General features: G+C 43.0%; 17 protein-coding genes and 1 pseudogene. 10 read left to right on the top strand and 8 right to left on the bottom strand.

Going from position 1 to position 12,516, the window contains the following annotated elements; all coding sequences use genetic code 11:
- Positions 1 to 538: 538 nt before the first annotated feature.
- Together CHA6605_RS08080 and CHA6605_RS33855 are read right to left on the bottom strand one after the other, a co-directional pair.
- Positions 539 to 787, bottom strand: a complete 249-nt coding sequence (locus CHA6605_RS08080) for a TOBE-like domain-containing protein (RefSeq protein ID WP_041547781.1) — start codon at positions 785 to 787, stop codon at positions 539 to 541.
- 115 nt (positions 788 to 902) lie between these two features.
- Positions 903 to 1,073 carry a hypothetical protein gene (locus tag CHA6605_RS33855; RefSeq protein ID WP_015158984.1) on the bottom strand — a complete coding sequence of 57 codons (171 nt, stop codon included), beginning with the start codon at positions 1,071 to 1,073 and terminating at the stop codon, positions 903 to 905.
- Between the two features lie 136 nt (positions 1,074 to 1,209).
- Here CHA6605_RS33855 and CHA6605_RS32695 point away from each other — a divergent pair.
- Positions 1,210 to 2,039, top strand: a protein-coding gene (locus tag CHA6605_RS32695; RefSeq protein ID WP_232432227.1) for an IS5 family transposase whose coding sequence is annotated in 2 segments (ribosomal slippage) — positions 1,210 to 1,600 and positions 1,600 to 2,039 — 831 coding nt in all. Because the reading frame shifts where the segments join, the coding sequence is not laid out codon by codon here.
- A 53-nt stretch (positions 2,040 to 2,092) separates the two neighbouring features.
- Here CHA6605_RS32695 and CHA6605_RS08095 read toward each other — a convergent pair.
- From CHA6605_RS08095 to CHA6605_RS08110, 4 genes are all read right to left on the bottom strand, one after another.
- A complete protein-coding gene (locus CHA6605_RS08095; protein WP_015158986.1) occupies positions 2,093 to 2,587 on the bottom strand; it encodes a heavy metal-responsive transcriptional regulator in 495 nt (164 codons plus the stop codon).
- 222 nt (positions 2,588 to 2,809) lie between these two features.
- A complete protein-coding gene (locus CHA6605_RS08100; protein WP_015158988.1) occupies positions 2,810 to 3,274 on the bottom strand; it encodes a hypothetical protein in 465 nt (154 codons plus the stop codon).
- Between the two features lie 11 nt (positions 3,275 to 3,285).
- Complete coding sequence (locus CHA6605_RS08105) at positions 3,286 to 4,320, bottom strand: F510_1955 family glycosylhydrolase (protein WP_015158989.1); 1,035 nt, start codon at positions 4,318 to 4,320, stop codon at positions 3,286 to 3,288.
- 209 nt (positions 4,321 to 4,529) lie between these two features.
- Positions 4,530 to 4,727, bottom strand: coding sequence for a hypothetical protein (locus CHA6605_RS08110; protein ID WP_015158990.1), 198 nt, complete (start codon positions 4,725 to 4,727; stop codon positions 4,530 to 4,532).
- Positions 4,728 to 5,153: 426 nt separating this feature from the next.
- Here CHA6605_RS08110 and CHA6605_RS37470 point away from each other — a divergent pair, with 426 nt between their 5' ends.
- Positions 5,154 to 5,261 carry a hypothetical protein gene (locus CHA6605_RS37470; protein ID WP_479688860.1) on the top strand — a complete coding sequence of 36 codons (108 nt, stop codon included), beginning with the start codon at positions 5,154 to 5,156 and terminating at the stop codon, positions 5,259 to 5,261.
- 61 nt (positions 5,262 to 5,322) lie between these two features.
- Complete coding sequence (locus tag CHA6605_RS36850; RefSeq protein ID WP_232432228.1) at positions 5,323 to 5,493, top strand: four-helix bundle copper-binding protein; 171 nt, start codon at positions 5,323 to 5,325, stop codon at positions 5,491 to 5,493.
- A gap of 125 nt (positions 5,494 to 5,618) precedes the next feature.
- Here the strand turns inward: CHA6605_RS36850 and CHA6605_RS35650 are convergent, their stop codons facing one another.
- Positions 5,619 to 5,846, bottom strand: coding sequence for a hypothetical protein (locus tag CHA6605_RS35650; RefSeq protein ID WP_015158991.1), 228 nt, complete (start codon positions 5,844 to 5,846; stop codon positions 5,619 to 5,621).
- Between CHA6605_RS35650 and CHA6605_RS08120 the strand changes: the two genes are divergently transcribed.
- From CHA6605_RS08120 to rppB, 7 genes and pseudogenes are all read left to right on the top strand, one after another.
- Positions 5,845 to 6,348, top strand: a complete 504-nt coding sequence (locus CHA6605_RS08120) for a DUF305 domain-containing protein (RefSeq protein WP_086936193.1) — start codon at positions 5,845 to 5,847, stop codon at positions 6,346 to 6,348. The two genes, CHA6605_RS35650 and CHA6605_RS08120, sit on opposite strands and share 2 nt — an antisense overlap.
- A 187-nt stretch (positions 6,349 to 6,535) precedes the next feature.
- On the top strand, positions 6,536 to 6,679 hold the full coding sequence (locus CHA6605_RS32705) for a hypothetical protein (RefSeq protein WP_232432229.1): 144 nt from the start codon (positions 6,536 to 6,538) through the stop codon (positions 6,677 to 6,679).
- Between the two features lie 445 nt (positions 6,680 to 7,124).
- Entirely contained in the window at positions 7,125 to 7,574 is a 450-nt protein-coding gene (locus CHA6605_RS08125; protein WP_015158994.1) for a pyridoxamine 5'-phosphate oxidase family protein, read from the top strand.
- Between the two features lie 20 nt (positions 7,575 to 7,594).
- Positions 7,595 to 9,859, top strand: coding sequence for a heavy metal translocating P-type ATPase (locus CHA6605_RS08130; RefSeq protein WP_015158995.1), 2,265 nt, complete (start codon positions 7,595 to 7,597; stop codon positions 9,857 to 9,859).
- Complete coding sequence (locus CHA6605_RS08135) at positions 9,856 to 10,353, top strand: cupredoxin domain-containing protein (RefSeq protein ID WP_015158996.1); 498 nt, start codon at positions 9,856 to 9,858, stop codon at positions 10,351 to 10,353. The genes CHA6605_RS08130 and CHA6605_RS08135 overlap by 4 nt, the downstream gene beginning before the upstream one ends.
- Positions 10,354 to 10,444: 91 nt before the next feature.
- Positions 10,445 to 10,725: pseudogene (locus tag CHA6605_RS33860) on the top strand (cation efflux transmembrane domain-containing protein); the annotation flags it as partial.
- Between the two features lie 169 nt (positions 10,726 to 10,894).
- Complete coding sequence (gene rppB, locus CHA6605_RS08145; RefSeq protein ID WP_015158997.1) at positions 10,895 to 12,250, top strand: two-component system sensor histidine kinase RppB; 1,356 nt, start codon at positions 10,895 to 10,897, stop codon at positions 12,248 to 12,250.
- 39 nt (positions 12,251 to 12,289) lie between these two features.
- Here the strand turns inward: rppB and CHA6605_RS33865 are convergent, their stop codons facing one another.
- Positions 12,290 to 12,463 (bottom strand): hypothetical protein, encoded by a 174-nt coding sequence (locus CHA6605_RS33865; RefSeq protein ID WP_157259913.1) that lies wholly within the window; start codon positions 12,461 to 12,463, stop codon positions 12,290 to 12,292.
- Between the last annotated feature and the right edge of the window lie 53 nt (positions 12,464 to 12,516).

Raw genomic sequence — 12,516 nt, forward strand, 5'->3', positions numbered from 1 at the left:
TTGTCCCTTCCAGTTAAAGATAAGCTGGATGAGCGCAGAAATCTATCCAAATCTTGCCTTTGAATTTTAGGTTGTGATGTTGTGAAGGGGCATAACAATTGTCAACATACAGTGCGCTATACCGAACTTGCTTCTACCAAGTTTCAAGGGCTGTGGGATGGGTGACTGTAGTATTATAAATTATTTTGTCTGTCTCCCCAAAATAATCGCTCTCCAAGGACATTTTGGAGGAGGAATCGATCGTCAATTCCTCCTACTTGTGAGATTTACTGGCGAGGTGCAACTTTGGAAACACTACAACCATCGCCACAATTGCAACCACTTGCACATTTACCTATTCCTAATAGTGAGAATATTTGTACTCTGACTTGAAAAATTAATATCAATAGAAAACACTAATTAGTTGTGTTTAACAGATCTAGTCTGATGAATAAAACCGATTTGGTGAAACTTTGGATATCTCGATCTACAAGCTTTGATGAGATAAAATAGTTATTGCTAATTTCTGAATAAATTTATGGATTATTAGAAGTTAATTTTAGATAGAGTAGCAAAAAGGTAGTATGTTCAAATCGTTCTGCCGAATAAATACTTGTTGCTGCGGCTGTAATTTTAACTCTTTAAATTGGCTGCAATTCAAATCAACAATTGCGACTTGACCATTATCTAATGTAAGTTCAACTCGAAAATTTCCATTCGAGAGGACAACTCGATTGACTGTAGCGGGAATTGAACAACTATCAGAGGAAATAGTAATTGGCATTTGCTGAAGTTGGCTAACAGACATTTGATTGCTCCTTAAATAGTTAGCGATCTGATGATATTAAACTAATTTTATTGTGATGTGAAAGGCTCCAAACCGATCCGAAACCTTTCACATCACCGTACTGTAATAATTATGCTTATTTCTTGTTAGGCATTGGCATCGGCATTGGCATAGACATCGAACCCATTTTCTTACAGCACGCACAACCGCCAGCCTCTTCTGCGGCAAAAGCAGATCCAGTTATTGCTACTAATACAGTGGCGACCGCTAACATCGCTCCGATTGCAGTTTTGATTTGTTTAGACATGATTAATTACCTTGAGAATATTTTGAACCTGCTACTACTGTAAACCCTCTAGTTGACTGTAGGGTCAAGATGTACAATAGACCTCTTGCGTGAATAGGAGTAGTTGAGGTAAAAGTAGGGAAAAGAGAAAGTTAGCATGACCTACCAACAACTCAAGTACCTACACCCCAAAGCCTTCAAGCGAAGATGTGGAGTACAGCCAAACACCTTTAACCTGATGGTTGAAATACTTAAACCAGATCTGGATCGTCGGGGTAAAAAAGGTGGGCAATGCAAACTCAGCGTCGAAGACCAGTTACTATTGGTACTAGAATATTGGCGAGAATATCGAACGCAATTTCATATTAGTACAAGTTGGAATCTAAGTGAATCAGCGGTTTGCCGATTAATTCGGAAAGTAGAAACGCTGCTAATGAATTCTGGCAAATTCCGATTACCAGGAAAAAAGCAACTTTATCAACAAGCTGATAATTGGCAAGTAATCGTAGTTGATGTGACCGAGAGTCCAATTGAGCGTCCAAAAAAAAGCAAAGAGATTACTACAGCGGCAAGAAAAAGCACCACACGCTAAAAGCGCAAGTAGTCGTCAACCAAGAAACAGGACAAATAATTTGTACTGCTTTTGGGAAAGGAAAAGTTCATGACTTCCGGTTGTTTAAGCTCGATCGATTGCCGATGTTACCAAATCAACTATGTTTAGCAGATAAAGGCTATCAGGGACTTGCGAAACTGCATCCTGATAGTTGCCTTCCGACGAAGAAGCCTCGCCAGGGCAAGCTAGACAATTCTGAACGTCAACATAATCGCTCGTTAGCAAGACTGCGAATCGTCGTTGAGCATGTTAACCGCAAACTTAAAATATTTCGGATTTTGGCTGAACGCTATCGCAATCGACGCAGACGTTTTGGTTTAAGATTTAACCTTATTTCCGCTATCCTCAATTTTGAACTTTCCTCTCCTTTCTGATTCACGCAAGAGGTCTAATCAAGATACTTAAAAATTACATAATTATTTAGATCCTATCCTACTGATCGGCTCTGATGAGTAGGTAGATCTCGATCGATCACCTCCCCAATCATGCTACAAAGATCTTTGCCAGATGGGTTATCTAAGGGGCGGCTTTCCCAGCGCGATTGATATGCTTCTAATTCCTGCTTCATCTCCTTCATTAGCTCGATCTGCTGCTCAAGCCCAGCTATTTTCTGTTTCAGTAAACCTTTGACGATTGGGCAAGCAGGGCTACCAGAAGAGCGAACACCAAGTACTTGGTGAATTTCGGCGAGGGAAAACCGTAAAGATTGGGCTTTTTTGATGAATTTTAGTCGCTCGATCGCTTCGTCATCGTAATAACGGTAGCCATTGTCACTTCTTTCAATTGGTATTAGCAATCCCAAACTTTCGTAATACCGAATCGTGCCTACTTCCACATCGGTTTGCTTGGCTACTTCACCAATTTTAAGCAGTTTTTTTGAGGATGATTTCTGTCGATCGATTTCTGTTGCTAGAGTAATCATAGTTATTAACTTTTACTACTATATTGTTCCCAGGTTTAAATTCTGGTTGAACTTGGGTTTTGGCAGTACCTGCTCCCATTCCATCCATGCCATTCATTTCCTTTGTTGAAATGGTTAACTCATTCAACTAGCTCAATCTTAAACCCTCAAGTCAACTGTAGAGTCAACTAAATAAGTGAGCCAATTCTTACTTTCAGTTGACCACAGACAACACAGATTATTTCAATCTCGGTTGTTAGGGTAGCCCAGCATGTGACGACGAGCTAGATAAAGGATAAATGGTGGCAAAACGATCCACTGAATTACAGCCAAAGCACTCATCCCTAGTATGGGTACTGCCAGTACAGGCACCCCATAGGTTTTAGAAATATTGACTCGATAGGTTTCGATAACGAGGGTGATTACCAACCCGATACTGGTAAATAAGAACGTCAGCTTAGGAGTCGGATGAAGCACCCAATCCCGCGAACGAACTAGCGCACTCACAACCCAACCACTGACCAGAATAATGACTCCATCGCCAAAGGTGCAGTGAGTCAAATCATAGATCTTGTCGGCTAAAGAGGGACGGTTGTAGAACTCGTAATAGGGAGCTTGCCAAACTTCGTAAATAAAATTGAGCAAAAAGGCAAACAGAAACAGGTTTGTTTCTGGTATTGCTAGAATTTGGATGTTTCGCTTGGACATAAACTTTTAAATTACCCTAATTCTTTCCAAGTTTTACCGCCATCTTGAGATTGAAAAACGGCATTCTTTTGATTTACTGCATAGAACACCTTAGGATTACTCGGTGCGATCGCCAGATATAGAATCACCCCTTTAGTACCAGTGCCCCACTGTTGCCAGGTTTTGCCACCATCCACACTCCGATCGAGATTCGCTGTCGAGGCAGCTTGAAAGCCATACATGACCGTCTGTGCGCCCTCTTGTTGCACTGCCAAGCCGATGACAGGGGCGGTTTGAGTGCTGGGAATCACGCGCCAAGTGTTGGCTCGGTCGATACTTTCATACAATCCCGATTGAGTCACGGCAAATACTCGATCGGCATTTACCGGATCGACAACGAGGTTAAATGGTGCCACTTTTAGCCCTTTTGCACTTGGTTTTGTCCAAGTCTTGCCTGTATCTGTTGAAACATGTAAGCCCTCCGCACCAGAAGCTGGAAAACCATAGAACATTTTTGGGTTACTGGGTGCGATCGCCAGGGCATGAAAATCAACCCCTGGTAGCGAAATTTGCCGCCAGTTCTGCGCTAAATCCTCAGTTACTTGAAAACCAAGATTACCCCCAGTTTGTGGGTGTCCACTGGCGTAAAACCGATTAGGATTGGTAGGATCTGCCGTAAATCCCATATAATCGGCCCGTTTTTGCTTTGGCTCCATCCAGAACCATTTACCTGTTTCGGCGCGTTGCAATAGCCCATGATGAGTCGCCAGATAAATCATCTGGGGATTGGTGGGATTGACTGACAGCCCGTGGGTGTGGTTCTTCGTTTGCCATTTAACAGCAGGATACATAGTCACCTTTGCTGCCAAATCAGTAGGGTTTGGAGCTGAATTTACCGTTTGATTAGTTGATTGGGTTGGAGAAATCGATTGAGTACCACGACTGAAAAATACCCCCAAGCCGCCACCGAGCAATAGAAAAGCAGCAATTGGTAACGTACAACACGCCACCATCGCAATGCCCATCCATTTCATTGAGTTATCGTGCTTGTCTGAATTACTCATCATTAGTACTCCCAATTCTTAACTTGCTTCTATCTTAAACCCTCTAGTTAACTTGAGAGTCAATAAATACATTTAATTTACGTGCTAACTACAAAATTATAAAATCAAAAAAGAGACGATCTAAACCATTGTAAATAATAGTCTCGATCGCCATATCAATGTCCCCAATAGTGAAAGTATTTGCACTCTGATTAAAAGACTAATATCGTTAGTTATTTGCCTCGAATATAACCTGGTGAATAAGATGAAGATGGCGAACTAACTGGTAGCTGCATTTTCTCTGACTGCTGCATTTTCTTACAGCAACTACCGCAACTGCTTTCTTGAGCAGAAGCCGCTCCAGTTGTTGTTAATACTAAAGTGGCTAATGCCAAGACCGATCCGATTGCTAGCTTAATTTGTTTTGACATAATTATCTCCAATAACTTTCTAAGTTGTTACTTCTATTATAAAGTCTTTACTGGACTGTAGAGTCAAGAGCTAATTTGAGAGCGTGTTTAGAACAGAAGTAAGAGAGACACAAGGTAGTGCTGGCAGTAGTTCTTAGCCAAATCCAACAAACACAGCTACTAATATTTATCAAACTAAATCCCTGATTTCATCTTAATTTCATCTAGGCATGGTAAGGAAAAATTAATGCTTTAAATACGTTGAAAGCATTAAATAAACTAAACGATCTATGTCTATATACCGATCTATTCACTCTAGACGATAGGTAAAGATTAGAACAGCAAACCTCAAAATGTTTGTAGACGTTTTTTAGGAGTAAATTTATGACGACTACTCAATCTCGTAACTCTCAACTCTAAGCTTGTATCGAAGCCTGCCTTAAATGCATCCAAGACTGTAAATTTTGCGCCACGGCATGTCTGGATAGCGACCCAAATCACGCGGAGGTTCCCTCCGCATGTGTTTGGGTCAAGACAGTGACATGGTGCAGATGATGGCTGCTTGCATCACAGCCTGCCGCGATCGTCCGCTCTTTGCGCTCTTTGTGCCCGATTTATGAGTCGCACTTCCGACTTACATATGCAATTGTGCGTGGTTTGTGCCGATGCTTGCGACCTCTGCGCTACTGAATGTGCCAAGCACGACCACGAGCATTGCCGTCGCTGTGCCGAGTCTTGTCGTCGCTGTGCCGAATCTTGCCGTCAAATGTCGATGGCAATGGCTTAGTCAAGACTTACTTATCTAAAGTCTATTCATCCCGTTCAACTCTCTAGTGAACTAGAGAGTTGAACTTCAACAAAATACCTAAAAATTATGACCGAGCATCACAACCAAAATAAAGCATTCGTCAATCATAGAAAAATAGTAAATCCAGCAACATTTCCACCAAGAATATGGGGAGGATTCACGATCGCTGCCCTCTTTTTAAGTGGTGGACTGGTGGCATGTTCCAATCCTACAGCGCAATCGCCGTCAACAACAGAAACTACGACCACGACCACGACCAGTCCACCCGTAAGTTTATCTCCCAGCTCATCGCCATCAACAACAGAGACTACACCCACGACCAGTCCAGCCATGAGTTCATCTCCCAACTCATCTAGTCAAACTATCTCCGATCGAGATTTTCTGACGATGATGACTGCCCATCATAACCAAGCAATTGAGATGGCGAATCTAGCCCCAACTCGTGCGAAGCGTCCTGAAATCAAACAACTGGCTCAAAACATTATCAAAGACCAAAAGAGCGAGATTCAAACAATGGCAACTTTGTATAAAACCGCTTATGGCACAGAAATTCCATCAATGACGATGGGTGGTGGCATGATGGGCAAGGATGGCAATTCGATGAATGGCATGAATGGCATGAATACTCTCAAAAATGCTGCCGATTTCGATCGAGAATTTTTGCAGCAGATGAGTGTCCATCACCGGATGGCAGCCCAAATGAGTCAGATGGTGTTACAGACGACCAAATCACCAGAAATTCGGACATTAGCTGAGTCGATTGTTAAAGCTCAAACCGCCGAGATCGGGCAGATGCAAAAATGGTACCAAAGTTGGTATACATCTAACCTGTAAAATAACACTTCAAATTCAAGTTTATTCACTCTCTTGACTCTCTAGTCAGCTAGAGAGTTGAGAATAAGTATAAGTACATCTAAAACGCGCTCATCGAAGTGCCAACGAACAATGAATATCCAACTAAACATTCCTAACATGGCTTGCTCTGCCTGTGGTGAAACGATCTCCAAGGCAGTAATCGCGATTGAGAAAGGCAGCAACCGTGCAAGCCGATCCCAAAACTAAGCAAGTCACGATTGAGACTCAAGCCTCTCAGTCAGAAATTGAAAGTGTTACAGCACTTTCCAGCTATATGGAGTACACAAACATTGTTGGAAGACTGACTTAGCAAAGGTTAGCTGTACTTCATGAACAAGGAAAGTGCTGTATTACAGCCGCTGGCTACCAAGTAGCCTCATAAAGATTGATTTGTAACCAGACAAAACAACTTTATAGACACATGTATAAATGCGATCTATGCGTCTATTATAGTTGACCATAAATATCCTCTTTATTCATAAAAAAAGTTTGACAGTTTTCGATGAAATCGTCGAAAACTGTCAAAATAGAAATTAGGTTTTCATTATCCTATTTATGAATAAGAACGAGCTACCCTCTACAGGCAACGGTCTATATCCTTTAACCCGTCGCAATTTCATTTTAGGAGGTGGTATTGCCATGTTGCAGAGTTAATCAAAAAATTTATCATGAGTCACAGCAATACACCCGCTCCTTGTTAACAATTTGCTTGCTTTAGAGACTATACCAACGACTGAATTTTTAGGAGAATAATTATGTTAGATATCGATGAAATGGGACAAGACGAGATCCATGAATTGCTCCACAAATTAGGCTACGGTCATCTTGGCTTTATCCACGAAGGTAAACCCTGTGTGATGCCAATGCATTATTATCTCGAAGATTCGGACATATATCTATTTACCACTGTCGGTATGAAGACTCATGACATGGACGCAGATCCAGATATTTGCTTACAGGTTGAAGAAATACATGGCTCCTCGCATTGGCGGAGTGTAATCGTGATGGGAAAAGCTATCCACGTCACCGAGCAGCCGGAAATCGAGCGCGTGATGACACTCGTCAAACAGCGCGATGCTACACTTTCTCCCGCAATTAATCGAACTTGGATTGATTCGTGGGGACGTGCGGAAGTAATTGCTATCTACCGAATTGAATCAGGCGAGATGAGCGGACGCACGACTGATGGCATTAGCAGTCGGTGAAAATTGAAAATAATAGAATCATGGAAGACCTAAATCTCAAACTTAGGGGGATGAGTTGCGCCTCCTGCGCCAATAGCATCGAGCAAGCAATCCTGAGCGTGCCAGGGGTAGTCGAAGGCAACGTCAATTTTAGTAGCGATCGCGCCAGCGTCCGTTACGATCCCAAGCAGACTAATATCAACATTATCACTCAGGCAGTTGTTGATATTGGCTATGAGGCTCAAATTATCCCCTCCGATCTCGCACCTGATGACGATACGGAAAATACTAGACAAAAACGGCAAGAGCGAGATCTTCAGCTTAGAGTCATAATAGGGGCAACGCTTAGTGTCCTCCTGATGCTGGGCACATTGGGTCATTTCAATCTCAGACTGCCTGGTGCGCTAGCAGAGCTAGAAAACCCGTGGGTGCAGCTAGTTCTGGCAACACCCGTTCAGTTTTGGGTAGGGAAAGAATTTCATCAATCGGCGTGGAAGGCATTTCGCCATCGCACGGCGGATATGAATACGCTGATTTCGATCGGTACGAATATTGCTTTCTTCTATTCCCTGTGGATAACGATAACTCCTAATTATTTTACCGATCGAGGCTTGTTAGCCCAAGTTTATTATGAAGTGTCTGCGGCGATCGTCACTTTGACGCTGTTGGGGCGGTGGTTGGAAAATCGCGCTAAGGGCGCAACTTCAACGGCAATTCAGGCTTTGATGGGGCTACAGGCGAAAACAGCGCGGGTGGTAAGAGATAATGTCGAAATGGACATCCCAATTGGGGAAGTCGCACTGGCTGATATTGTCATTGTGCGCCCTGGTGAAAAAATCCCCGTCGATGGGCGAGTTGTAGCGGGATACTCTACTGTCGATGAGTCGATGCTTACTGGTGAGAGTTTTCCCGTCACTAAACAAGTCGGCGATGAAGTTGTCGGCGCAACGCTCAATAAGATGGGCAGCTTTCAGTTTCGGGCGACGAAAATCGGTAAAGATACCGCGTTGGCGCAGATTGTCAAACTAGTCCAACAAGCCCAAAATTCTAAAGCTCCGATCCAAAAGCTCGCCGATAATATCACCAGTTGGTTCGTCCCAGTAATTATCGCGATCGCGATAATGACCTTTGTCATCTGGTTTCTGGCGATCGGTAATTTCACGCTCTCGATCGTCACAATGGTCGGAGTATTAATTATCGCTTGTCCTTGTGCTCTAGGTCTAGCCACGCCGACATCAGTTACCGTCGGCATCGGCAAAGGGGCGGAACATGGCATTTTGATTAAAGGGGCAGAGAGTTTGGAAATCGCCCGCAAAATTCAAACGATCGTGTTGGATAAAACAGGTACGATTACTCAAGGTAAGCCCGTGGTGACAGATACTACCTCAACCCTCGATTTAATTCCCAATAGTCCTGGCGTGTTAGCCCCACTGACTTTATGGCGATCGATCGGTGCTTTAGAAAGCAACTCCGAACATCCTCTAGCTGAAGCCTTGTTGCAATACGCCCGCGAACGCAGTAAAGATGCCCCATTACCAACTGTCGAACATTTTGAAGCGATCGCGGGTAGTGGCGTTAAAGGGATCGTCGAAGGGCGGGAAGTTTGGATCGGCACCCAACGCTGGTTCGATGAAATGGGGCTTGATTCGTCGGCATTCCAATCCGAGCAACAAGCCTTGGAAAATGCCGGAAAAACGGTGGTTTTTGCGGCTGTTGATGGGCATTTACAAGCAGCGATCGCAGTTGCCGATACTGTCAAACCCAACTCTGCTAAAGCGATTCAAACCTTACAGAGAATGGGGATTGAAGTCGTAATGCTCACTGGTGATAATCAGCGTACCGCCAAAGCGATCGCCGATCGAGTCGGGATTACTCGCGTCTTAGCCGAAGTCCGCCCCGACCAAAAAGCCCAGACGATTCAGACATTGCAGGTTCAAGAGAAAAAAGTTGTGGCAATGGTGGGAGATGGGATTAATGACGCTCCGGCACTCGCTCAGGCTGATGTCGGGATGGCGATCGGCACGGGCACGGATGTCGCGATCGCGGCTTCTGACATTACGCTGATTTCAGGAGACTTACAGGGGATTGTGACCGCCATTCGGCTCAGTCGCGCCACGATGCAAAATATTCAACAGAATTTATTTTGGGCATTCGGTTACAATGTCCTGGGCATTCCGTTGGCTGCGGGAATTCTGTTCCCAATTACGGGCTGGTTGCTCAATCCGGCGATTGCCGGAGCAGCAATGGCATTTAGCTCGATTTCAGTTGTCCTCAATGCTTTGAGATTAAAAGGAGTGAAAATATGAAACTAGCAGCAATTTTAGTCAGGACAGCACTACTTTCGATTTTTCCGATGGAGATGAGTGACTCTCAAATGCAACACTCACCTACAGATCGATCGTTTCAACCCATCGAGCAGCCTTTACCCGTGAAAGTCGGCGTAGTTCTCGGTGGACTGACCCTAGTTGGTGCCGAACTGTGGTGGTTTTTGGGACGCAAACAACAAAAGCAACAAGCGACTCAAAGTAATGGGGTACAATCGGTATTAGTAACAGTTGATGGTGGCTATCGTCCCGATCGAGTTATTGTTAATAGTGGTGAACCCGTGCGGTTATCTTTTCGTAGATTAGATGGTAATTCTTGTCTCGATGAAGTGCTAATTCCCGACTTTGGGATTAGCACCCGTCTACCCGTCGGGCAAACAACAACTGTTGAATTTACACCAACGAAGATAGGGGAATATACTTTTACTTGTGGCATGAGAATGTTTCGTGGCGTTATTGAAGTAACAGCAACTTAATGTCGCTGTTACTCTATCGGGAAGAACATAATTTACATTCTCTATTGTCATAACTGCACTCTGGTTTCATCGTTTCTCAAAAGCATAAGGTATGACACACAACCACGGCAGTGAACATACGCACGGTACCGGAAATTACAATCGCGCTTTTATTATAAGTGTCACTCTAAATACTTTATTTGTCGCGATCGAAGCATTTTATGGAATTGCGGCGAATTCATTAGCTTTACTCGCAGATGCGGGACATAATTTGAGTAATGTGTGTGGGGTACTATTAGCTTGGGGTGAGAGTTTCTTTTCGCAATGACAAGCTACCGAACGACGCGCCAATTGCGTCGTTCATCAATTCTTGCCGCTCTATTTAATGCCGTGTTCGGTCGAGTATGGGATTTAGAAACAGATTGAGCTAGTAATGTTTTAACTGCTCAAGTTAGACTATTGAGAAAAAAGATAGCGCAATTACCAATCGGCGTAGAGATCGAGAATACTCATGGCATTGGTTATCGCTTAAATCCGCCAACTTCTATTTGAGTATGAGATTGTGGAAACTGCTATAAATGTCGATCGACTATTCAAACGCAAACGCTGGTGGTTGACTTCGATCTATGCCAGTGTCATGGGCTGTACATTGGGATTAGTTGGTTATACATTCGAGCAAATTATTACTAATCTTAGCTACCAAGCAGTTAGAAAAGAGGTATCATCTCTAGCAACCAATCTCCACGATAGCATTGAATATCAATTAACTATTCCTGGAGAGTTACCAAAAAATTTATATAATCAAATTCCCGATCTTTGTCCAATCGATCTTGATTGTCAAACTAAAAGGAACCAAACACATCGCCTTGCAACATTAAATAGTCAAGACTATTATGTGAGTTTTGTAGATGTCTTGGGAAATCCCAGAGCAACGCTCGGCTTATATCCAGATTTGCCCAAGATAGAATTGCGATTGTCAACAAAATTGCAATGGGATTATTTACGCGATCTATCTGATAAAAACTATCTGCAAATCACTGTAGAAATTCATACACCCCAAGATCGAGTTTGGGGTTATTTACGAGTCGGACATAATTTAACTGATGTCGAAGAATATTTAGATAAAGTACGTTTATTCCTAATTATCAGCATCGCAATCATCGGCTGTATTGTCGCATTTGCTAGTTGGTATTTAGCAGGTCTAGCAATGCACCCACTGTCTCAATCCTATCAGCAAATGCAACAGTTTACTGCTGATGCCGCTCATGAATTACGCACACCTTTAGCTACTCTCCAAATCACGATCGAAAATGGTAGAGCAGATTATCAACATCTCGATCCGTCCTTAGATAGTTGGCTCGAAAAAATCGAGCGACAGAATATTCGGATTGCCAATTTAGTCAACGATTTATTGTTTTTATCTAGTCTCGATCGACCAAATAGTAAGCCAATTTTAGAGCCATGCTATCTGACGGAAATTGTGCTAGATTTAATCGAAGAATTTGCTGTACCTGCGACAGCTAAATCGATCGAGATTATCAGCGATATCGATCCCGATTTGCCAATCTATATCGATGGTAATTCCGAACAATTATATCGAATGGGTGCAAATTTAATTGATAATGCAATTAAATATACACCTACGGGTGGACGAGTAACCGTTTCTCTACACAGCAATGTGAATGTCATCTCATTCCAAGTCAAAGATACGGGAATCGGTATTTCTAATTCCGATAAAGAGCGGATATTCGATCGCTTTTATCGAGCCGAATCTAAATCTGCATTACCTCAACATAGTACGGGATTGGGACTGGCAATCGTTAAGTCGATTGTCGATCTTCACGGCGGACAATTAACAGTTCGGAGTCAGATAGGTAAAGGGAGTGTTTTTACAGTGAAGTTTATTACCTCACTGTAAATTGATAACTGCGGAAGCACAACCATATTATTTTTAGCTTTATTCGGGCATAATCTTCACAAATAAATTACGGGGTTGATATTTCAGCACAAAATCATTGATAGCATCTCGATCGGCTAAATTAGTCATTGCAATACAGCCAGCCGTCCCATCAAAGCCATTCCTGTGACTTCTGGCATAACTTGGCGGAAAATGACAACTTATGCTTGACAAACACAAGTACCTGTCCAGAAAATCTCAGTAGCAGTAGTCCACCCCCCAATCAT

This window comes from Chamaesiphon minutus PCC 6605, assembly GCF_000317145.1.
GTDB lineage: Bacteria > Cyanobacteriota > Cyanobacteriia > Cyanobacteriales > Chamaesiphonaceae > Chamaesiphon > Chamaesiphon minutus.

Excerpts from the sequence above, each read along its gene's own strand:
- CHA6605_RS08135 (WP_015158996.1), top strand. The coding sequence starts at position 9,856 with ATGAAACTAGCAGCAATTTTAGTCAGGACAGCACTACTTTCGATTTTT.
- CHA6605_RS08130 (WP_015158995.1), top strand. The coding sequence starts at position 7,595 with ATGGAAGACCTAAATCTCAAACTTAGGGGGATGAGTTGCGCCTCCTGC.
- CHA6605_RS08100 (WP_015158988.1), bottom strand. The coding sequence starts at position 3,274 with ATGTCCAAGCGAAACATCCAAATTCTAGCAATACCAGAAACAAACCTG.
- CHA6605_RS08125 (WP_015158994.1), top strand. The coding sequence starts at position 7,125 with ATGTTAGATATCGATGAAATGGGACAAGACGAGATCCATGAATTGCTC.
- CHA6605_RS36850 (WP_232432228.1), top strand. The coding sequence starts at position 5,323 with ATGAGTCGCACTTCCGACTTACATATGCAATTGTGCGTGGTTTGTGCC.
- CHA6605_RS08110 (WP_015158990.1), bottom strand. The coding sequence starts at position 4,727 with ATGTCAAAACAAATTAAGCTAGCAATCGGATCGGTCTTGGCATTAGCC.
- CHA6605_RS08120 (WP_086936193.1), top strand. The coding sequence starts at position 5,845 with ATGAGTTCATCTCCCAACTCATCTAGTCAAACTATCTCCGATCGAGAT.
- CHA6605_RS35650 (WP_015158991.1), bottom strand. The coding sequence starts at position 5,846 with ATGGCTGGACTGGTCGTGGGTGTAGTCTCTGTTGTTGATGGCGATGAG.
- CHA6605_RS08105 (WP_015158989.1), bottom strand. The coding sequence starts at position 4,320 with ATGATGAGTAATTCAGACAAGCACGATAACTCAATGAAATGGATGGGC.
- CHA6605_RS08095 (WP_015158986.1), bottom strand. The coding sequence starts at position 2,587 with ATGATTACTCTAGCAACAGAAATCGATCGACAGAAATCATCCTCAAAA.
- CHA6605_RS33855 (WP_015158984.1), bottom strand. The coding sequence starts at position 1,073 with ATGTCTAAACAAATCAAAACTGCAATCGGAGCGATGTTAGCGGTCGCC.
- CHA6605_RS08080 (WP_041547781.1), bottom strand. The coding sequence starts at position 787 with ATGTCTGTTAGCCAACTTCAGCAAATGCCAATTACTATTTCCTCTGAT.